Source organism: Noviherbaspirillum autotrophicum, assembly GCF_000818395.1.
GTDB classification, from domain to species: Bacteria; Pseudomonadota; Gammaproteobacteria; order Burkholderiales; family Burkholderiaceae_D; genus Noviherbaspirillum; species Noviherbaspirillum autotrophicum.
Genome location: NZ_JWJG01000028.1, coordinates 4,283,469 through 4,301,623, shown reverse-complemented (window position 1 = coordinate 4,301,623; position 18,155 = coordinate 4,283,469). Strand labels below are relative to the sequence as shown.

General features: G+C 63.8%; 17 protein-coding genes. 7 read left to right on the top strand and 10 right to left on the bottom strand.

Going from position 1 to position 18,155, the window contains the following annotated elements; genetic code table 11:
• Positions 1-8: 8 nt before the first annotated feature.
• Together TSA66_RS21250 and TSA66_RS21245 are read right to left on the bottom strand one after the other, a co-directional pair.
• The gene (locus TSA66_RS21250; RefSeq protein ID WP_040041422.1) at positions 9-1,154 is read right to left on the bottom strand and encodes a CaiB/BaiF CoA transferase family protein; all 1,146 of its coding nucleotides are present in this window, start codon (positions 1,152-1,154) and stop codon (positions 9-11) included.
• Between the two features lie 8 nt (positions 1,155-1,162).
• Positions 1,163-2,302 (bottom strand): acyl-CoA dehydrogenase family protein, encoded by a 1,140-nt coding sequence (locus TSA66_RS21245; RefSeq protein ID WP_040041421.1) that lies wholly within the window; start codon positions 2,300-2,302, stop codon positions 1,163-1,165.
• A gap of 326 nt (positions 2,303-2,628) precedes the next feature.
• On the opposite strand from TSA66_RS21245, the gene TSA66_RS21240 reads away from it, so the two are divergent.
• The 3 genes from TSA66_RS21240 (at position 2,629) to TSA66_RS21230 (ending at position 5,582) form a co-directional block, all read left to right on the top strand.
• Complete coding sequence (locus TSA66_RS21240; protein ID WP_040041420.1) at positions 2,629-3,330, top strand: glutathione S-transferase N-terminal domain-containing protein; 702 nt, start codon at positions 2,629-2,631, stop codon at positions 3,328-3,330.
• A gap of 223 nt (positions 3,331-3,553) precedes the next feature.
• Positions 3,554-4,231: a peroxiredoxin gene (locus tag TSA66_RS21235; protein ID WP_040041419.1), complete on the top strand. Its 678-nt coding sequence runs from the start codon at positions 3,554-3,556 to the stop codon at positions 4,229-4,231.
• A gap of 34 nt (positions 4,232-4,265) precedes the next feature.
• Complete coding sequence (locus TSA66_RS21230) at positions 4,266-5,582, top strand: MFS family transporter (protein ID WP_040041418.1); 1,317 nt, start codon at positions 4,266-4,268, stop codon at positions 5,580-5,582.
• Positions 5,583-5,674: 92 nt separating this feature from the next.
• Here TSA66_RS21230 and TSA66_RS21225 read toward each other — a convergent pair whose 3' ends face one another.
• The 5 genes from TSA66_RS21225 to ftsH form a co-directional block, all read right to left on the bottom strand.
• Complete coding sequence (locus tag TSA66_RS21225) at positions 5,675-6,136, bottom strand: DUF2244 domain-containing protein (RefSeq protein WP_040041417.1); 462 nt, start codon at positions 6,134-6,136, stop codon at positions 5,675-5,677.
• A 24-nt stretch (positions 6,137-6,160) separates the two neighbouring features.
• Complete coding sequence (gene ctaD, locus TSA66_RS21220) at positions 6,161-7,753, bottom strand: cytochrome c oxidase subunit I (RefSeq protein ID WP_052452493.1); 1,593 nt, start codon at positions 7,751-7,753, stop codon at positions 6,161-6,163.
• A gap of 185 nt (positions 7,754-7,938) precedes the next feature.
• Entirely contained in the window at positions 7,939-8,328 is a 390-nt protein-coding gene (locus TSA66_RS21215; protein WP_040041416.1) for a hypothetical protein, read from the bottom strand.
• Between the two features lie 62 nt (positions 8,329-8,390).
• Complete coding sequence (locus TSA66_RS21210) at positions 8,391-8,753, bottom strand: hypothetical protein (RefSeq protein ID WP_157691742.1); 363 nt, start codon at positions 8,751-8,753, stop codon at positions 8,391-8,393.
• A 142-nt stretch (positions 8,754-8,895) separates the two neighbouring features.
• Positions 8,896-10,719, bottom strand: coding sequence for an ATP-dependent zinc metalloprotease FtsH (ftsH, locus tag TSA66_RS21205; RefSeq protein ID WP_040041414.1), 1,824 nt, complete (start codon positions 10,717-10,719; stop codon positions 8,896-8,898).
• A gap of 164 nt (positions 10,720-10,883) precedes the next feature.
• On the opposite strand from ftsH, the gene TSA66_RS21200 reads away from it, so the two are divergent.
• The gene (locus TSA66_RS21200) at positions 10,884-11,084 is read left to right on the top strand and encodes a DUF2905 domain-containing protein (protein ID WP_040041413.1); all 201 of its coding nucleotides are present in this window, start codon (positions 10,884-10,886) and stop codon (positions 11,082-11,084) included.
• 6 nt (positions 11,085-11,090) lie between these two features.
• Here TSA66_RS21200 and TSA66_RS21195 read toward each other — a convergent pair whose 3' ends face one another.
• Together TSA66_RS21195 and TSA66_RS21190 are read right to left on the bottom strand one after the other, a co-directional pair.
• Positions 11,091-12,113, bottom strand: a complete 1,023-nt coding sequence (locus tag TSA66_RS21195; RefSeq protein ID WP_052452492.1) for a DUF2804 domain-containing protein — start codon at positions 12,111-12,113, stop codon at positions 11,091-11,093.
• Positions 12,114-12,239: 126 nt separating this feature from the next.
• On the bottom strand, positions 12,240-12,875 hold the full coding sequence (locus TSA66_RS21190) for a TetR/AcrR family transcriptional regulator (protein WP_040041412.1): 636 nt from the start codon (positions 12,873-12,875) through the stop codon (positions 12,240-12,242).
• Positions 12,876-13,006: 131 nt separating this feature from the next.
• Here TSA66_RS21190 and TSA66_RS21185 point away from each other — a divergent pair, with 131 nt between their 5' ends.
• The 3 genes from TSA66_RS21185 (at position 13,007) to TSA66_RS21175 (ending at position 16,721) form a co-directional block, all read left to right on the top strand.
• Positions 13,007-14,185, top strand: a complete 1,179-nt coding sequence (locus TSA66_RS21185; protein WP_040041411.1) for a lipid-transfer protein — start codon at positions 13,007-13,009, stop codon at positions 14,183-14,185.
• Positions 14,186-14,221: 36 nt separating this feature from the next.
• The gene (locus TSA66_RS21180) at positions 14,222-15,364 is read left to right on the top strand and encodes an acyl-CoA dehydrogenase family protein (protein WP_040041410.1); all 1,143 of its coding nucleotides are present in this window, start codon (positions 14,222-14,224) and stop codon (positions 15,362-15,364) included.
• 439 nt (positions 15,365-15,803) lie between these two features.
• Positions 15,804-16,721 (top strand): hypothetical protein, encoded by a 918-nt coding sequence (locus tag TSA66_RS21175; RefSeq protein ID WP_040041409.1) that lies wholly within the window; start codon positions 15,804-15,806, stop codon positions 16,719-16,721.
• A 79-nt stretch (positions 16,722-16,800) separates the two neighbouring features.
• Here TSA66_RS21175 and TSA66_RS21170 read toward each other — a convergent pair whose 3' ends face one another.
• Positions 16,801-18,036 carry an MgtC/SapB family protein gene (locus tag TSA66_RS21170; protein ID WP_198358859.1) on the bottom strand — a complete coding sequence of 412 codons (1,236 nt, stop codon included), beginning with the start codon at positions 18,034-18,036 and terminating at the stop codon, positions 16,801-16,803.
• Positions 18,037-18,155 lie beyond the last annotated feature (119 nt).

The window sequence follows — 18,155 nt, the reverse complement described above, 5'->3', positions numbered from 1 at the left end:
ATCGGTTGTCAAATCGCGTGCGATGCCGACAGCGCCGCCAGCACAGCCTCGCCCACGCCGGCGGCGCGCAGCACGGCATGGGTATGCTGGCCCAGTGCCGGGCTGCCGGCCGTACCGCACGGAGTGTCCGAAAAGCGGATGGGAAACCGGAAAGCTGGCTTGCCAGAATCGGATTCCACCAGTTCGCGCTCGCGCACGTGCGCCTGTTCCAGCGCTTCCTGTGCAGAGTAGACCGCGGAGACGCAGCAGTCCTTGTGGCTTAACAAATGCTCCCACGCGTCGCGCGTTCTTGATTTGAACAGGGCGGCCAATTCCTTCCGCAACGCTGTGCCGGCCTCGCCCGGCATCAACGGCAGGCGCGCCAAGTCGGGGCGATTTACCGCGGCACAAAAATTCCGGAAGAACTTCGGCTCCAGCGCCGCCATGGCGACATGCTTGCCATCCGCGCATTTATAGACGCCGTAGTTGGGCAAGCCGCCCGTCAGCATGTCGCTGCCGCGCGGCAGGGCGTGGCCGAAGGTGCGCAGGGAAGCCAGCGCCATCACCTGCAGCGCGAGCGTGCCGTCGAGCATGCTGGCATCGACGAAGCTGCCGGCGCCGCACGTCTTCGCGCCGATGACGGCGGCCAAGATGCCCAGCGCACAAGTCAGCGCGCCGCCGGCCAAATCGGCCACCTGGAAGTTCGACAAGGCGGGAGGCCCGCCCGCTACGCCGGTCTGGTCGAGCACGCCGGCATACCCGCAATAATTCATGTCATGCCCGGCCCGATCGCTGAACGGGCCGCTTTGCCCATAGCCGGTCAGGGCGGCGTACACCAGGCGCGGATTGATTTCCCTGAGCGCGTCGTAGCCGCAGCCGAGCTTGTCCATCACGCCCGGCCGGAACGATTCGATCACCACGTCGGCGCCGGCGACGAGCGTCTTGAATGCGGAGACCGCCTCGGCCTGGCGCAGATCGAGCGTCACCGATTGCTTGCCGCGATTAACCAGCGCAAACAATTCCGGCGACAAGTGGCGTGCGTAATCGCCGCCTTGCGGCTCTTCGATCTTGATCACCTCGGCGCCGAGCTGGGCCAGATAGAGCGTGCAGAATGGCCCGGGCAACAGCCGTGTGAGGTCGAGCACGCGGATGCCGGAGAGAAGAGGATTGGTCATGGAAGGTCTCAAATGCCGCGCGCGATGATTTCTTTCATGATTTCATTGGTGCCTCCGTAAATGCGCTGCGCGCGCGCATCGACATAGGCGCGCGCGACCGGGTACTCGAGCATGAAGCCGTAGCCACCATGCAGCTGCACGCACTGGTCGAGCACCTTGCCCTGCAGGTCGGAACACCAGTACTTGGCGGCCGCCGCCGCGTCGGCCTGCAATTCCTTCCTGATTTCCAGCTCGAGGCAGCGGTCGACGAACACGCGCGCAATCTGCAGCTCGGTCTTCATTTCCGCCAGCGCAAAGCGGGTGTGCTGGAATGTCGATACCGGCCGGCCGAATGCCTGCCGCTCCTTGGTATAGGCAATGGTGGCTTCCAGCATCGCTTCCGCATTGGCAATCGAGGTAATGGCGATCAACAGGCGTTCCCACGCTAGTTCCTGCATCAGCATCATGAAGCCCATGCCCGGCTGGCCGACGATGTTGGTGCGCGGCACGCGCACATTGTCAAAGAACAGTTCGCAGGTATCCTGCGCCTTCATGCCAGCCTTTTTCAGCGGCTTGCCCTTGGTGAAGCCGGCGCGGTCGGCCTCGACCACGATCAGCGACACATTCCCGGCGCCGCGCGCGCTGCTGCCGGTCTTGACCGCGACAATGGCCATGTCGCAGTTGTAGCCGTTGGTGATGAAGATCTTGGAGCCGTTGATGACGTAGTCGTCGCCATCCTCCAGCGCGACGGTCGCCATCGACTGCAGGTCGGAGCCGCCGCCGGGCTCGGTCATGGCGATGGCGGTGATGGCTTCACCCGCAGCCATCTTCGGCAGCCACGCCTGCTGCAGTTCCTCGCTGCCGTAGCGCAGCAGGTATGGCGCGACGATATCGGAATGCAGCGGCCAGCCGATGCCGGTGGCGTTGGCGCGCGCCAGTTCCTCCAGCAGGATCGCGCTGAACAGGCGGTCGCATCCGGCGCCGCCAACACGCTCCGGCATATTGGTGCATAAAAAGCCGAGCTCGCCGGCACGGCGCCAGATGGCGGGGTCGACGAAGCCCTGCTCTTCCCACTGTTCATGCCGCGGCATGACCTCGGCATTCAGAAAGCGGCGAAAGCTATGGCGAAAGCTGTCGTGGTCGGCATTGAAGATCTGGCGTGGAATCATGATTGTCTCCTTGGTGCGGCGAGGCGGCAAGGCGCCGCCCTGTCGTCTGGCGCATTGGTGTAATTGTTATTACCTTTTATTCTGCAATATGCATCACCATTGCAGTTACCGCACATCTTGTCGAATTTTCATCCTTTAAGCAAAGGCGGCATGTAGAGGCGCTGCTCTAAGCCAAAGGTAATTATTATTACCATTCATGCCGATAGAAGCCATTTTCCCGGCACTTCAACAGAAAACGGCGGAACCGCTTATATTGGTCATCCTGTTTATGAAACGACATGGGGGCCGGCGGCATGACGCCGGCCCCCTCTTTATCAGGAGCCCCGATGACCGACCTGTCCGCCTTCCCCATTACCCGCAAATGGCCCGCCCGCCATCCCGAGCGCATCCAGCTCTATTCGCTGCCCACGCCGAATGGCGTGAAGGCGTCGATCATGCTGGAGGAAACCGGCCTGCCGTATGAACCGCACCTGGTGAACTTCGGCACCAATGACCAGCTCTCGCCCGAATTCCTGTCACTCAATCCGAACAACAAGATCCCGGCCATCCTCGATCCCGACGGTCCGAACGGCAAGCCGCTGGCGCTGTTCGAATCCGGCGCCATCCTGCTTTATCTGGCCGACAAGGCCGGGCAATACCTGCCGGCCGACGCGGCCGCGCGCTATGAAACGATCCAGTGGCTGATGTTCCAGATGGGCGGCATCGGGCCGATGTTCGGCCAGCTCGGCTTCTTCCATAAATTCGCCGGCAAGGAGTATGAAGACAAGCGCCCGCGCGACCGCTACGTCGCCGAATCGCAGCGCCTGCTGCGCGTGCTCGACCAGCGGCTGCAAAAGCGCCAGTGGATCATGGGCGACGACTACACCATCGCCGATATCGCGATCTTCCCCTGGGTGCGCAACCTGATCGGTTTCTACGAAGCCGGCGACCTGGTGCGGATTGCCGATTTCCCGCATGTCACGCGCACTCTCGACGCGTTTGTTGCACGGCCGGCAGTCGCCAGGGGACTGGCCATTCCTGCGTCGTAATCCGGCGCCAGTTGATGCATCTCAAACTGAAGTGCGGGGCCGCACCTATTCTGAATAATTAGGTGCGCCCCGGCCGCATTCTGCCCACGGGCGCTGTCCACAAGGAATATCTATCAGGCAGCGGCAAACCACGGCGCAGGTGAATTTCTCCCGCAGCCCTCGCGCCGGCTCGGCGTTGCCGCTGATGTTGCATGTCTGTCCCGACACCCGATTGGAGGAGATCATGTCATTACGCATCAACGATACCGCTCCCGACTTCCAAGCCATGACGACGCAAGGGCCGATCCGTTTTCATGAATGGATCGGCGATGGCTGGGCCATCCTGTTTTCGCACCCCAAGGATTTCACCCCGGTATGCACCACTGAACTGGGTTACATGGCCAAGATCGAGCCGGAATTTGCCAAACGCAATACCAAGCTGATCGGCCTTTCCGTGGACCCGGTGGAGAGCCACAAGGCGTGGGCCAAGGACATCGAGGAAACGCAGGGCGTGCAACCGAAGTATCCGATCATCGCCGACAGCGACCTGGCCATCTCCAAGACGTACAACATGCTGCCGGCCGACGAGCCAGGCACCGCCGAAGGGCGCACCGCCACCACCAACGCGACGGTGCGCTCGGTCTTCGTGGTCGGCCCGGACAAGAAAATCAAGATGATGCTGACTTATCCGATGAGCACCGGCCGCAACTTCGACGAAATCCTGCGCGCGCTCGATTCCATGCAGCTGACCGCCACCTGCAAGGTGGCGACACCGGCCAACTGGCAGCAGGGCGACGACGTGATCATCGCGCCGTCGGTGAGCGACGACGAGGCAAAAGGCATGTTCCCGGAAGGCTGGAAGACGCTCAAGCCGTATCTGCGCATGGTCAAGCAGCCCGGCGGACAGGCTGGCCCGCGCTAGCGTGCAACCACCGCCCCTCGGATAACCGACGACCATGCGCACCGTTGACGACGTCCCCGCCGCTGCCGCACCGATCTCCTCTGCGGCGGATACCCGCCGCCGCATTTTTGCCATCTTCGCCGCTTCGTCCGGCAACCTGGTGGAATGGTTCGACTTCTACGTCTACGCATTTGGCGCACTGTACTTCGCGCCGGCGTTCTTTCCGAAGTCCGACCAGACCGCGCAATTGCTCAACACGGCCGGCGTGTTTGCGGCGGGCTTTCTGATGCGTCCCATCGGCGGCTGGTTCTTCGGCCGCCTGGCCGACCGGCGCGGCCGCAGGAACGCGATGGTCGTGTCGGTGCTCATGATGTGCGGCGGCTCGCTGCTCATCGCCTGTCTGCCGACCTACGCCAGCATCGGTGCGTGGGCACCGGCCGCGCTGCTGTTCGCGCGCCTGGTGCAGGGTCTGTCGGTGGGTGGCGAATACGGCACGACCGCGACCTACATGAGCGAAGTAGCGTTGCGCGGCCGGCGTGGTTTTTTTTCGTCGTTCCAGTACGTGACGCTGATCGGCGGCCAGTTGCTGGCGGTGCTCGTGGTCGTCGTGCTGCAGCAATTCCTGGACGAGGCGCAACTGAAGGCATGGGGCTGGCGCATTCCGTTCGTGGTGGGGGCGGTTGCCGCCGTGATCGCGCTGCTGCTGCGGCGCACGCTGCATGAAACATCCACCGCGCAAGACCGGGAAAACGCATCGGCCGGCAGCCTGCTCAGCCTGCTGCGCGAACATCGAGGGGCTTTTTTCACGGTGGTCGGCTATACCGCGGGCGGCTCGCTGATGTTCTACACCTTCACGACCTACATGCAGAAATACCTGGTCAACACCGCGCACATGCCGATCAAGACCGCCAGCTATGTGATGACGCTGTGCCTGCTGGTGTTCATGATCATGCAGCCGCTGTTCGGCGCACTGTCGGACCGCATCGGACGGCGCAACAACATGCTGCTGTTCGGCGTGCTGGGGATGATCGGGACCGTGCCCATCATGACCAGCCTGGGCAGCGTGTCCAGCCCCTACCAAGCGTTCTTTATCATTCTGCTGGCGATGGCCGTCGTCAGCTTCTACACCTCGATCAGCGGCATCGTGAAAGCGGAAATGTTCCCCACCGAAGTGCGCGCGCTCGGCGTGGGCTTCGCCTACGCGCTCGGCAATGCGGTGTTTGGCGGCTCGGCCGAATACGTGGCACTGGGGCTGAAATCACTCGGGCACGAAAGTACCTTCTACTGGTATGTCACGGTGATCATGTTCGTCACGATCCTGGTCAGCCTGCGCCTGCCGCGGCAACCCGCGTATCTGCTCCACGAACACTGAGTGAGCAGGCGGCGCCCGTCATGGGGTGCCTCGGCTGTTTTTGAGTGGCGCAAGTAGCGCGGCAAACAGGGATTAGGCGGCATTAGTAGGGATTAGGCAGCGGAGAAGGAAGCGGGCACGCCGTGCAGTTCCCGCCGCAGTTCCTGCGCCACCTGCCGGCGTTTGGCGCCGGTCACAAAGCGGCCCACCTGGACCGTCATGCCCCGGTTTTCTAGCCGGATCAGATCCTGCGTGCCAGACGGCGGCGCGATCCGGGTCCAGCAGCGGTCCAGCCGCACCTGATGCACCCGGCCGGCCTCGACCCGTTCCACCACCAGATACCCGTCGACCAGAACGATATGTTCGTGGTCGGTGGCGTGCCGCGCATAGTGCAGGAACGCGAGCGCGACCGCCGCCATCTCCACGGTCGCGAAGGCCAGCACGACCCAGGCGCCGCGCAAGGTAAAGACAGCGGCGACGGCGAACGACAGCGCGCACAACACGCCGTACGCGCGCACCAGCTGCGCCGGCGTGAGCGAGCAGTTACGCTTCAATATCCATTCGTGCCGGTCCATTCGCAGCCTCGCTCGGCATGGGAATTACTTGACGACCGGCGGTACTTCAAAGGTATGGAACGGCGCCGGGCTCGGCACGGTCCATTCCAGTCCTTCCGCGCCATCCCACGGCTTGGCCGGCGCTTTTTCGCCGCCCTTGATGACCGGCAGCACCACCGCAAACAGGAAATACACCTGGCTCAGCCCAAACGCGAAGGCGCCGATCGAGGTGACGACGTTGAAATCCGTGAATTGCGTCGGGTAGTCGGCGTAACGGCGCGGCATGCCGGCCAGCCCCAGGAAGTGCATCGGAAAGAAGGTGACGTTCACCCAGATCAGCGAATTCCAGAAGTGGAACTTGCCACGGGCTTCGTTATACATGAAACCGGTCCACTTCGGCACCCAGTAGTAGAAGCCGGCAAACAGCGCGAACAAGGAACCCGCCACCAGCACGTAATGGAAGTGCGCGATCACGTAATACGTATCCTGTGCCTGGATATCGATCGGCGCCACCGCCAGGATCAGGCCGGAAAAGCCGCCGATCGTGAACACGAAGATGAAGCCGACGGCGAACAGCATCGGAGTCTCGAACGTCATGGCGCCTTTCCACATGGTCGCCACCCAGTTGAACACTTTCACGCCGGTCGGCACCGAGATCAGCATGGTCGCGTACATGAAAAACAGCTGGCCGGTGACTGGCATGCCGGTGGTAAACATGTGGTGCGCCCAGACGATGAACGACAGGATCGCGATCGACGCCGTCGCATACACCATCGAGGCATAGCCGAACAGCTGCTTGCGCGCGAATGCCGGGATGATCTGCGAAATGATGCCGAATGCCGGCAGGATCATGATGTACACCTCGGGGTGGCCGAAGAACCAGAAGATGTGCTGGTACATCACCGGGTCGCCGCCGCCGGCCGCATTGAAGAAGGAGGTGCCGAAGTGGCGGTCGGTCAGCGTCATCGTGATGGCGCCCGCCAGCACCGGCATCACGGCGATCAGCAGATAGGCGGTGATGAGCCAGGTCCAGCAGAACATCGGCATCTTCATCAGCGTCATGCCGGGCGCGCGCATGTTCAGGATGGTGGTGATGATGTTGATGGCGCCCATGATCGACGAGGCGCCCATGATGTGCACCGCGAAGATGGTCATGTCCATGCCGATGCCCATCTGCAGCGACAGCGGCGGGTACATGGTCCAGCCCGAGGCGGTGGCGCCGCCGGCGCTGAAAAACGAGGCAGTCATGAGAATCGCGGCCGGCGGCAGCAGCCAGAACGAGAAATTGTTCATGCGGGCGAACGCCATGTCGGAGGCGCCGATCTGCAGCGGAATCATCCAGTTGGCGAAGCCGACGAAGGCCGGCATGATGGCACCGAAAATCATCATCAGCCCGTGCATCGTGACGAGCTGGTTATAGACTTCCGGCCGGAAGAATTGCAGCCCCGGCTGGAACAGTTCGGCGCGGATCAGTAGGGCAAGGATGCCTCCCATCAGGAACATAACGAAGGAAAACACCATGTACAAGGTGCCGATATCCTTGTGGTTGGTGGCAAACAACCAGCGTTGCCAGCCGTGCGGATGATCGTGGGCGTGCTCGTGCGTGTCGACGCCGGTGATGCCTGTTGCACCTGCCATGATGAATGCCTCCGTCCAGTGCCTTCGTTCCGCCCGCAATCGAACCGCCCTGGGCGTTGCGGCAGCGCAGACCAGCATTCATCTGCGGCGTCGTTCCCGGCCGGCTTGAAGATGCGAGATATGCAAGAAGTACTTGGAGAGAGGAGGGAAGGCGAAAGTTCTGCCTGCCGACAGGTAAAAGACTGTTAATTCCGGTCCGGCCGCTTGCCTTCGATGGTGCGCCGATAGGCCTTCATCTTTTCTTGCGCCACCAAATCGTTATACCTCTTCGTGACGCTATAAATCAGCCACGCGGTATACATGAAGGCTGCCACGAAGGCCAGGCAGATCCCCCACACGATCCCAGCTTCCAGCGCGACCAAGCCGCCTCCCGGCGCGCTGAACACTGCCGGGCCGCCGGCGACGAACGTTTTTCCGAGTTCATCCGCTAACGCGCCATGGGGCCAATAGAAGATGCATAGCCCGAGCATGAGCCCGGCGATGAGCGAAGCACCCAGAATCACGGCGGCGACGCGCCACAGATGGCGCTTCGACGGAAGTAATGAAGAAAAATCTATTTGCGCGTCGGGAAGCATGTCACTCAGAAGGTAGGCGCCGCGCCGCTAGCCGGCACAGGTCCGGTAGGCTGGCGGAATAACTATCGGTAATCCCATTCAGCGAACAGGCCGGTCATGGCACCGGGAGTTTTTTCGTCCGTTATTTCGATGACATCGAAGTCCGGGTGAATATTGGCAATCCTGAGAATCTTGAAATTGACGTTCTTGGGAAGCGCGACGCAGAACTTGTTGCTGAACATGGTACGGAACTCCGCGTCTTCATGCCGATGCGCGTACTGCGACGCCTCTTCCAGCGCCTCCTTGCTCATGCAGCCATAGCTCTCCGTCTTGAACCGGATGATTTGCTGCGGATGGACTTTGGCCATGCTTTCCGCGGCCATAACTGGATTGCATGCATATGCCGCGCTGAAGAAAGTCGCGGCCAGCATTAACGATTTGTTCATGGTTCCTTACCAGGCAGGATGGGTTCCGGAGCACCGAAGTGGCCGGCAGGATGGATATTGTATTCCGTTACGCGCTTTTCGATGACGGGAACGTGCGCCCCCCTGTTCGGCATCCTTGGGCAGGCGCGGCGCAGTACCGGGCTTAGGACGCCGCCGGCAGCGCGCTGCGCAAGCTTGCCAGATCTTCCTCGTCCAGCGTTTCCTTTTCCATCAGGCGGGCGGCGGCCTGCTCCAGCACGTGACGGCGTCGGCCGAGAATATCGAGCGCGTTCGCATACGCCTTTTCCACGATCTCGCGCACCGCGCAATCGATCTCGCGCGCAGTCTGTTCGGAGTAGTTGCGCTCGCGCCGCTCGATCTGCTCCACGCCGAGAAACGCGTGGCGCTCTTCCTCGTAGGCGAGATTGCCGAGCTGCTTGTCCATGCCGTAGCGGGTGACCATGCTGCGCGCAATATCGGTGACTTTCACCAGGTCATCGGCCGCGCCGGTCGACAGGTGGCTGAACACGATCTGCTCGGCGGCGCGGCCGCCCAAGAGCACCGCCATCTTGCGCTCCAGTTCCTCGCGCGTCATCAGGAAACGATCCTCGGTGGGGCGCTGCAGGGTGTAGCCGAGCGCGCCCACGCCGCGCGGAATGATGGAAACCTTGTGCACCGGGTCGGTGCCGGGCAGCGACATCGCGACCAGGGCATGCCCCATCTCGTGGTGCGCGACGATGTTGCGTTCCTGCGGATTAAGCAGGCGGTTCTTCTTTTCCAGGCCGGCGACGATGCGCTCGATGGCGCCGTTGAAGTCGTCCATCGTCACGGCGTCGCGCTCGCGCCGCGTGGCCAGCAGCGCCGCCTCGTTGACCAGGTTGGCAATGTCGGCGCCGGAAAAGCCGGGAGTCAGGGCGGCAATCTGTTCCCGGTTCACGTCGGGAGCCGTCTTGATCTTGCGGATATGCACATTCAGGATCGCCAGCCGCCCCGGCTTGTCCGGGCGGTCGACCAGGATCTGGCGGTCGAAGCGGCCGGCGCGCAGCAGGGCCGGGTCGAGGATTTCCGGGCGGTTGGTGGCGGCCAGCAGTACCAGGCCGGAGGAGGGATCGAAGCCGTCGAGCTCGGCCAGCAGCTGGTTCAGGGTCTGCTCCTTTTCGTCGTGGCCGCCCACGCCGTAGGAATTGCGGGCGCGCCCGAGCGCATCGAGCTCGTCGATGAAGATGATGGCGGGCGCCTTCTGGCGCGCCTGCTCGAACAGGTCGCGCACGCGCGCCGCGCCCACGCCGACGAACATCTCGACGAATTCCGAACCGGAAATCGAGAAGAACGGCACGCCGGCCTGGCCTGCCACGGCGCGCGCGAGCATGGTCTTGCCGGTGCCGGGCGGGCCCACCAGCAGCACGCCCTTGGGGATGCGCGCGCCCAGGCGGCCGTAGCGCTGCGGGTCTTTCAGGAAGTTGACGACTTCGCGCAACTCCTCCTTCGCCTCATCGACGCCGGCGACGTCGTCGAAGCTGATGCGCACGTCGGTTTCGACATAAATCTTGGCCTTGCTCTTGCCGATGGAGAGCAAGCCGCCGCCGAATCCGTTCTTGTCAGCCATCTTGCGGATGACCAGCATCCACAGCCCGAAAAAGATCGCCACCGGCACCACCCAGCCGAGCACGTCGCGCAGCAACGTGTTTTGCACTACGCCGGCGAACTTGACGTTGTACTGCGACAAGTCGCGCGCCAGATCGGTTTCCACGCGGGTCGTGACGAATTCCGTGGGACCGCCGCCCTTCAGCGGCCGGCGCAGGGTGCCGCGAATGAAATTGGGATCGACCGCGATTTCGTCGACGTTACCGGCTTTCAATTCCTGGATGAACTGGCTGTAGGGCAGCGGCTCGACTTCGCGCGTCATCAGCCATACGTCACGCAGCAGCAATACGCCCATCAGGGCGAAGGCGAGATACCAGAGATTGAGTTTTGTTTGACGCTCCATGACGACTCCTGTGCGGCGGGCACGACTTTCAAGATAGGTACGCAGTATTCCATTGTCCGCAGTGCAAATCCTTGACGCAAGTGCAGCCTTGCGGGAATGATTGATGCCGCGCCGTATCCAACCCGGTGTCCACCGAACTGGCTTGTCGTGATCATTCTTTTCTCATGCAACGCTTTCTTATCGTTACCGGACTGGTTTTGCTGATCGCCGGGCTGGCCTGGCCGTGGCTGTCGAAGCTGCCGCTGGGCCGCCTGCCGGGGGATATCCATATCGTGCGGGAAGGATTCAGCTTCCACTTCCCCGTGGTGACCAGCATCGTGGTGTCGGTGCTGGTGTCGCTGCTGCTGTGGATTTTCCGGCGCTGATCGGGCTTACCAGCGCGAATAATGGTCTTCGGTGACGCCGGCAAGCCGCTCGACCCTGCGCGGCGCGGCGCCGGGCGCAGCTTTCACCCAACCGGAAAAATGGCCGATCGGCTGGATGTAGCGCGATGCCGCCACCAGCAGGTTCTTGTCTTCGCGCCGCGCGCCTTCCGGCGTGAACTGCAGGTCGAGCAAGCCGTCGTCGGTGTGGACATGCCAGGGCGCGAGCGGGCGGGCGCGATCATAGTCGAAACGCGCCGCCCCGAGCGGGATCAGGCGCCCGTCCAGCCACAGCGCGTTTTCGTGCTCGCCGAAGTAACCGGCCTGCAGATTGAAGCCGAGCGCCAGGCTGTGCGCGGAGGCCCACTGCCAGGCGGTGTCGCGCGCAAGCAAGCCGTTGGAATAATCGAAGCTGGCCACGCCGCCGTCGAGGCGGTAGCGCCGGCCCGCGCAGCGCACCTCGCCGGCCAGCGGCATGCCGGGCGACTTCTGGGTGGCGTGCACCGCGCCGCCGGCGACCGGGCCGACGGCCAGCAAGAGCGGGGCGTCCGTGGCGGCGAACGCGGCATCGATCTCGAAGCCGCAGCAGCGCAGGGCCAGCCGGTATTGACCATCAACCGCGCCATAGTGAATGCGGCTGCCCGGCCAGCGGAAGGCGCTGTCGCCGTTCGCATGCGAAGCCACCCGCGCGCCCATCCCCGGCAAGCCGTTCTGCGAATAGCCCGCGACTTCCGCGCGCAGGACGCGGTCGAAGGCATAGGCAAACGCGGTGCTGGTCCAGCCCAGGTCGACAATCGCGATCCCGCAGAACACTTCCTCGGTGGCGAGCGCGACATACTGCCAGCGCTTGTGGTGGAAATGGCGCCACGGCGCGCTGCGGGCGTAAGGCGCGGCCAGGCGCGTCCAGTCGATGGCGGCCGTGGCGCCGGCGAATCGGCCGAAGCGCGGATGCCCGTCGGGGTCAGGAATGGCGGTCGGCGCCGGCGGCAGCGATTGGTCGGCGGCGGGCGCAAGCGGTGTCGAGAGGGGCATGGCGGGTCAGCTCCGGCGGTGAATCAATCAATTTGATGCATGCGAGCAAAAGCATCGCAGATTGTCCTGGGCGGCGCGCCGAGAAATCTCAAGCAGCGGCGCGGAATCGGCGGTGCGTAATCGGCGCTACGGCTGCGTCGCCAGCCGCAGCACCGCGTCGCGCGCCGCCTGCTCCAGGCCTTCGAGCTCCGGGCGCTTGGGCCGGTTGCGTACGCGAAACAGCATCAAGCCCTCGATCTGCGCCACGATCAGCGCGGCGCGCACCATGTATTCCTGGTCGGAGATGGCGGGCGACATGCCGCGGATCAGGTTGAAGATTGCCTTTCTCTCGCGCGCCTGCATGCGTTCCATCAGGGTCGACGCAAACGTGTTGCGCGTGGCCAGCGCCCAGAATTCGAAAAACATGCCGCGCATGAGCGGCGCGCCCAGCTCTTCGAGGAACATGTCGACCGTCGACAGGAACTGGTCCACGCGCGAGGCGCCCGCCATCGACGCGGTGATGCCGTCGATCTTTTCCTGGAACTGGTTGAGCGAGTCCAGCAGCACCGCTTCCACCAGCGCATCCTTGCTGTGGTAGTAGTGCTGCACGTTGGACAGGCTGATGCCGGCCTGGACGGCCACGCGCCGCATCGACAGGCCGCCGTAGCCTTCCGCCGCGAAGATTTCACGCGCCGCCTGCAGGATGTCGCGCGCGCGCTCGTACCCCTTTTCGGTGGTGCTGGAGGTTTTCCGTTGGAGCGAGCTTTTCAGGGCAGAAGTCATGGTGGCGCGGCAGGTTCAAGGCAGGCGCGATTATCCCACGCCCGTTGCAAACCCATACAACTGACCTATAATAAAACGCTTTAGGTCGTCCGACCTATTATTGCAAATTCACTCAAGGATGGAGGCAGGATATGAAGGTATGTGTGTCGGGCGTGGGCATGATCCCGTTCGCCAAGCCGGGAGCGAGCGCCAGCTACCATGAGATGGGCGCCGCTGCGGCGCGCCTGGCGCTGGAGGATGCCGGCCTCGCTTATGAAGAGATCCAGCAAGCCTACGTCGGCTACGTGTACGGCGACTCGACGTGCGGCCAGAAGGCGCTCTATCAGGTCGGCATGACCGGCATCCCCATCGTCAATGTCAACAATAACTGCTCGACCGGGTCGACCGCGCTGTTCCTGGCGCGCCAGGCGATCGCCTCTGGCGCGGCCGACTGCGTGCTGGCGCTCGGATTCGAGCAGATGAGCCCGGGCGCGCTCGGTTCCGTGTTTCGCGACCGGCCGGCGCCGTTCGACGACTTCGACGCGGTCACCGACCGCCTGGTCGGCATGCCGGACGTTCCGCTGGCGCTGCGCTATTTCGGCGGCGCCGGCTTGTCCCACATGAAGAAGTACGGCACGAAGCTCGAGACCTTCGCCAAGATCCGCGCCAAGGCGAGCCGCCATGCGGCCAATAATCCGCTGGCGCTGTTTCGCAAGGTGGTGAGCGAGGAAGACGTGATGAACGCACCGATGATCTGGCCGGGCGTGATGACGCGCCTGATGGCGTGCCCGCCGACCTGCGGGGGCGCTGCGGCCGTGCTGGTGTCCGAGCGCTTCGCGCAACAGCGCGACTTGAAGGCCGGCGTGCACATCGTTGCGCAGGCGATGACGACCGACCGCCCCGGCACATTCGACTCGGGCGACATGATGCGGCTGGTCGGCTTCGACATGGCGAAAGAGGCGGCCGACAAGGTGTACCGGGAAGCGGGCATCGGCCCGGACGGCATCGACGTGGTGGAGCTGCACGACTGCTTCGCGCAGAACGAGCTGATCACTTACGAGGCGCTCGGGCTGTGCCCGGAGGGTGGCGCGGAAAAATTCGTGTGCGACGGCGACAACACCTATGGCGGCAAGGTGGTGACCAATCCGTCCGGCGGGCTGCTGTCGAAGGGCCATCCGCTGGGCGCGACCGGGCTGGCGCAATGTTATGAGCTGACGCACCAGCTGCGCGGCACGGCGCAGGAGCGGCAGGTGGCCGGCGCGCGCGTCGCGCTGCAGCACAACCTCGGTCTGGGCGGCGCCTGCGTGGTGACGATGTATTGCGCGCAATAGGCGCCTCCATTCCATAAATCAAACCGGAGACAAGACATGACCTACACCTCCCCCTGGATGACGCCGGAGCTGGACGGCTTCCGAGACGCGGTGCGCCGCTTCGTCGCCACCGAAATCGCGCCGCACCAGGACACCTGGCGCAAGCAGCAGCATGTGGACCGCGCGCTGTGGCGCCGTGCCGGCGAGCTCGGCATCCTGCTGGCTGACATCCCCGATGCTTACGGCGGCTCGGGCGGCAGCTTTGCGCACCAGTCGGTCGTGTTCGAGGAGCTGGCGTATGCCGGCGACACCGCGTTCGGCATCCACGTGCATGCCATCGTGGCGCACTACCTGCTCAACCAGGGCACGGAAGAACAAAAGCAGACATATCTGCCGAAGCTGGCGTCGGGCGAGATGGTGGCGGCGATTGCCATGAGCGAGCCGGGCGCGGGCTCCGACCTGAAAGGCATCCGCACCACCGCGCTGCGGGAGGGTGACAGCTATGTGCTCAACGGTTCGAAGATCTTCATTTCGAACGGCTACCTGGCCGACCTGATCCTGATGGTCGCCAAAACCGAGCCGCAAGCCGGGGCCAAGGGCGTGTCGCTGCTGCTGCTGGAAACCCGCGACTGCGCCGGCTTCAAGGTCGGGCGCATCCTCGACAAGCTGGGGCAGAAGGGCCAGGATACCTGCGAGCTGTTCTTCGACAATGTGCGCGTGCCGCTGCAGAACGTGCTGGGCGGCGTCGAGGGCCGCGGTTTCGCGCAGCTGATGAACGAGCTGCCGTACGAGCGCACCATCCTCGGCGTGTCCGGCGTGGCCTCGATCGAGCGCGCGCTGCAGCTGACGGTCGAGCACGCGCGCGAGCGGCGCGCCTTCGGCCAGGCCTTGCTCGACATGCAGAACACGCGCTTCGTGCTGGCCGAAATCAAGACCGAGGCGACGGTGGCGCGCACCTTCATCGACCGCTGCATCGTCGACATGGTCGAGGGCCGCATGGATACCGTGCTGGCATCGATGGCGAAGTACTGGATCTCGGACTTGCAATGCACGGTGGTCGACCGCTGCCTGCAACTGTTTGGCGGCTACGGCTACATGCTCGAATATCCGATTGCGCAAATGTATGCGGATGCGCGCGTGCAGCGCATCTACGGCGGGGCAAATGAAATCATGAAGGAAATCATCGCGCGCTCGCTGTAGCGGACAGGCAACGCCGGCCATGACTGGCCGGCCACTGGGTCTGGCTCGCGATGTCTGCCTAAACCTGTACCACTTGCTTTACATCAAGCAAAATCCGCCCTATATTGGCAGTAAGAGAGAGTACTGCAGTGCAGTAACGATTTGCGGTTTAATAAAAGAACAATGAAAAGAACCGCGCTCGTGCAACTTGCCTGCGCAGAAACCGTCACAAGATGCAGAAAATGATTCTGCATAGCAGAATCATGAAGAGGGTGTGTTTACCCACTCAGCCCTCGGCTCTCCATTGAGGGGAGGCGGCGCCATGCGCCATACGCCGCGCCCCTCGTCCCGCATGCAGCGACCCTGCATGCGTCAAACCAAGCCGTATCCGCTGGCGTTTTCCCAGCCGGTAAGGGCGGTGCATCACATAAAAAACCAATTGCCATTCATGGAGACACCAATGAGGAACACTTCGTCGCGCAACAACATCTTCCACATGCTGGCGGTCGCCGGCACCCTGCTGGCCGGCGCGGCATCCGCCGGCCAGGCTGCGGCCCAGACCACGACGTTTGCGGCAAGCTACAACGGCGCCAGCGTGTACGGCGGCTCGTGCGGCAGCACCTACAATATTTCCGGCGTCGAACCGTCGGCGACCGGCACCTACCCGGTGTTCATCTACATGGTCGGCACCAGCGAGTCGTACAACAATGCCGCCGCCATGGCCGCCGTCAACAACATGGCCAACAAGGGCTATGTCGCCGCGACCGTCGATTACGCCACGTCCCAGTTCGGCAACTGCTCGGTCCTGTCCTCCAAGTCGAGCTGCATCTTCTCGCCCAACAGCAGCGTCAGCGCCGTGGCGCAGCTGTGCTCGCGCGCCAAGGCCGACTGCAGCAAGGGCATCGTGGTGGCCGGCTTCAGCCAAGGATCGGTCCTGGCACTGCTGGCGAAGAATTACGATGCGCGGGTACAGGCGGCATACGGCATGGGCATGAGCAACGTCTACTCGACCTACGACTTGTCCTCCTGCGTTTCCAACGGCAACCGCACCCTGCAGAGCGACCGTCTGCGCGCGGTCGACGGCGAGCGCGACAATTTTGCCGGCGGTTCGCAATCGGCGGTGCAGTCGTCGCTGCAGAACGTGACCGGCATGACTTGCAAGAGCGGCTCCTACGCCTGCCTGACCAGCAACAACAGCGGCTGGATCATCGTCAAGAACACGCAAGTGCAGGACGGCTCGGCCGACCACTGCTACATGCGCAAGTCCGGCGATTGCCTGGGCAGCCAAAGCAGCAACGACAGCGGCTGGCAATCGGGCACCGTCAGCTGGGAGCTTGATACCAACCTGCAGTGGCTGACCAACTTCACCACCAAGTAAGCAGCGCGGCCATCGCGCCCTGCGCCGGGTTTTCCTTTCGCGCAGGGCGCGATGGCCGTTGCGGGCGCAAGCTTCGCTGCTACAGCAGCAGCGTTGCCCACATCGCGGCCAGCGTCCCCAGCAGGCCGGCCGCCATGCGCAAGCCGAACGCGCGGCCCCCGGTGACCCAGGCAATGAGGACCTTGCAGCCCATGTTGGCGGACAGCACCGCCAGCAGGGGCTGCATGATCGCGCCGTCGCCCAGCTCGCCGTGCGCGGCCAGCGAAAACAACGCGCCGATCGAGGCTTGCATGTCCACGGTCGCCGTCAGCGCCGCCACGGCGCCCGCCACCGTGGTGCCGTAACGTTGCGTCACGAGCGCGACGATGCCTGTTAGCGCTGTCAGAAACAGCGCGAAGCCGACGGTCTGGCCGATGTTGAATACCGGGCCCGGCGACGCCGATGCGCCGCCTTCGTCGGCCGGCCCGCGCGCATTGATCGCGACGGCGGCCAGGCAAGCCGCCATGCCGGCCAACAGCGCCGGCCAGATCACCGCCAGCACCGGGGCGTGGATCGCGGTCGCCACCGAAAAGACCAGCAGCATCGAGGAGGTATTGGAGCTCAGCGCGCCGGCAGCGCAGGCGGCGGCCAGCTGCGGCTGGCGCCGCGCGCGAGCTCCCATGGCGGCGACGGTCGACGTGCTCGACACCAGTCCCGACGCCAGCCCGGCCAGCACGATGCCGATCCTGGCGCTGACGCTGCGCACCGCGATATAGCCAATCGCCTGCAGGGCCATCAGTAGCACCACCAGGCGCCACAGATGATGCGGATTGGTGCCGGCCAGCAGAGCCACCGGCTGGTCGGGAATCAGGGGCCAGAACACCAGCGCGGCTGCGGCCAGGATCAGGCCGTCGCGGATTTCGCTGCCGCTCAACACCTCGGTTGCAAAGCGGTGCAGGCGCGTCTTGCTTGCCAGCAGAACCGCTACCACGACGAAACCGGCGGCGGCCAGCTGCGCATCGCCCACGGCGGCCACGCCCAGCACATAGGTCAGGAACAGGGCCAGTTCGGTGGTCACGCCGGGGTCGTCGGTACGCTGGCGCCAGTAGGTAATGCCGGTCAGCGCGGCGATCAGGGCGGCGCCGGCGGCCACCAGCCAGGGCTGGCCGACCGCTTGCGCGGCAGCGCCGGCGGCGGCCGCCAGCGCGAAGCTGCGGATGCCTGCCACCGCGCGGCCCGGCCCGCTGCCTTTGCTGCGCTCGCGTTCGATCCCGACGAGCAGACCGCCGCCGAGGGCGGCGGCAAATGCGGCAAGCAGTGAAGGGGTGATTTGCACGGGCTGAATCATTACGGCCGGAGCGCCAGTCTCGGCTTGCCCCCGACCTCGGTTGTTGTCCTGGTCATCGCCGCACGCTACACATTGCCCCATGCAGCAAAAACGGCACGGCCGCAAAT

Coding starts and splice junctions, on each gene's coding strand:
- TSA66_RS21250 (WP_040041422.1), bottom strand. CDS start 1,154: ATGACCAATCCTCTTCTCTCCGGCATCCGCGTGCTCGACCTCACACGG.
- TSA66_RS21245 (WP_040041421.1), bottom strand. CDS start 2,302: ATGATTCCACGCCAGATCTTCAATGCCGACCACGACAGCTTTCGCCAT.
- TSA66_RS21240 (WP_040041420.1), top strand. CDS start 2,629: ATGACCGACCTGTCCGCCTTCCCCATTACCCGCAAATGGCCCGCCCGC.
- TSA66_RS21235 (WP_040041419.1), top strand. CDS start 3,554: ATGTCATTACGCATCAACGATACCGCTCCCGACTTCCAAGCCATGACG.
- TSA66_RS21230 (WP_040041418.1), top strand. CDS start 4,266: ATGCGCACCGTTGACGACGTCCCCGCCGCTGCCGCACCGATCTCCTCT.
- TSA66_RS21225 (WP_040041417.1), bottom strand. CDS start 6,136: ATGGACCGGCACGAATGGATATTGAAGCGTAACTGCTCGCTCACGCCG.
- ctaD (WP_052452493.1), bottom strand. CDS start 7,753: ATGGCAGGTGCAACAGGCATCACCGGCGTCGACACGCACGAGCACGCC.
- TSA66_RS21215 (WP_040041416.1), bottom strand. CDS start 8,328: ATGCTTCCCGACGCGCAAATAGATTTTTCTTCATTACTTCCGTCGAAG.
- TSA66_RS21210 (WP_157691742.1), bottom strand. CDS start 8,753: ATGAACAAATCGTTAATGCTGGCCGCGACTTTCTTCAGCGCGGCATAT.
- ftsH (WP_040041414.1), bottom strand. CDS start 10,719: ATGGAGCGTCAAACAAAACTCAATCTCTGGTATCTCGCCTTCGCCCTG.
- TSA66_RS21200 (WP_040041413.1), top strand. CDS start 10,884: ATGCAACGCTTTCTTATCGTTACCGGACTGGTTTTGCTGATCGCCGGG.
- TSA66_RS21195 (WP_052452492.1), bottom strand. CDS start 12,113: ATGCCCCTCTCGACACCGCTTGCGCCCGCCGCCGACCAATCGCTGCCG.
- TSA66_RS21190 (WP_040041412.1), bottom strand. CDS start 12,875: ATGACTTCTGCCCTGAAAAGCTCGCTCCAACGGAAAACCTCCAGCACC.
- TSA66_RS21185 (WP_040041411.1), top strand. CDS start 13,007: ATGAAGGTATGTGTGTCGGGCGTGGGCATGATCCCGTTCGCCAAGCCG.
- TSA66_RS21180 (WP_040041410.1), top strand. CDS start 14,222: ATGACCTACACCTCCCCCTGGATGACGCCGGAGCTGGACGGCTTCCGA.
- TSA66_RS21175 (WP_040041409.1), top strand. CDS start 15,804: ATGAGGAACACTTCGTCGCGCAACAACATCTTCCACATGCTGGCGGTC.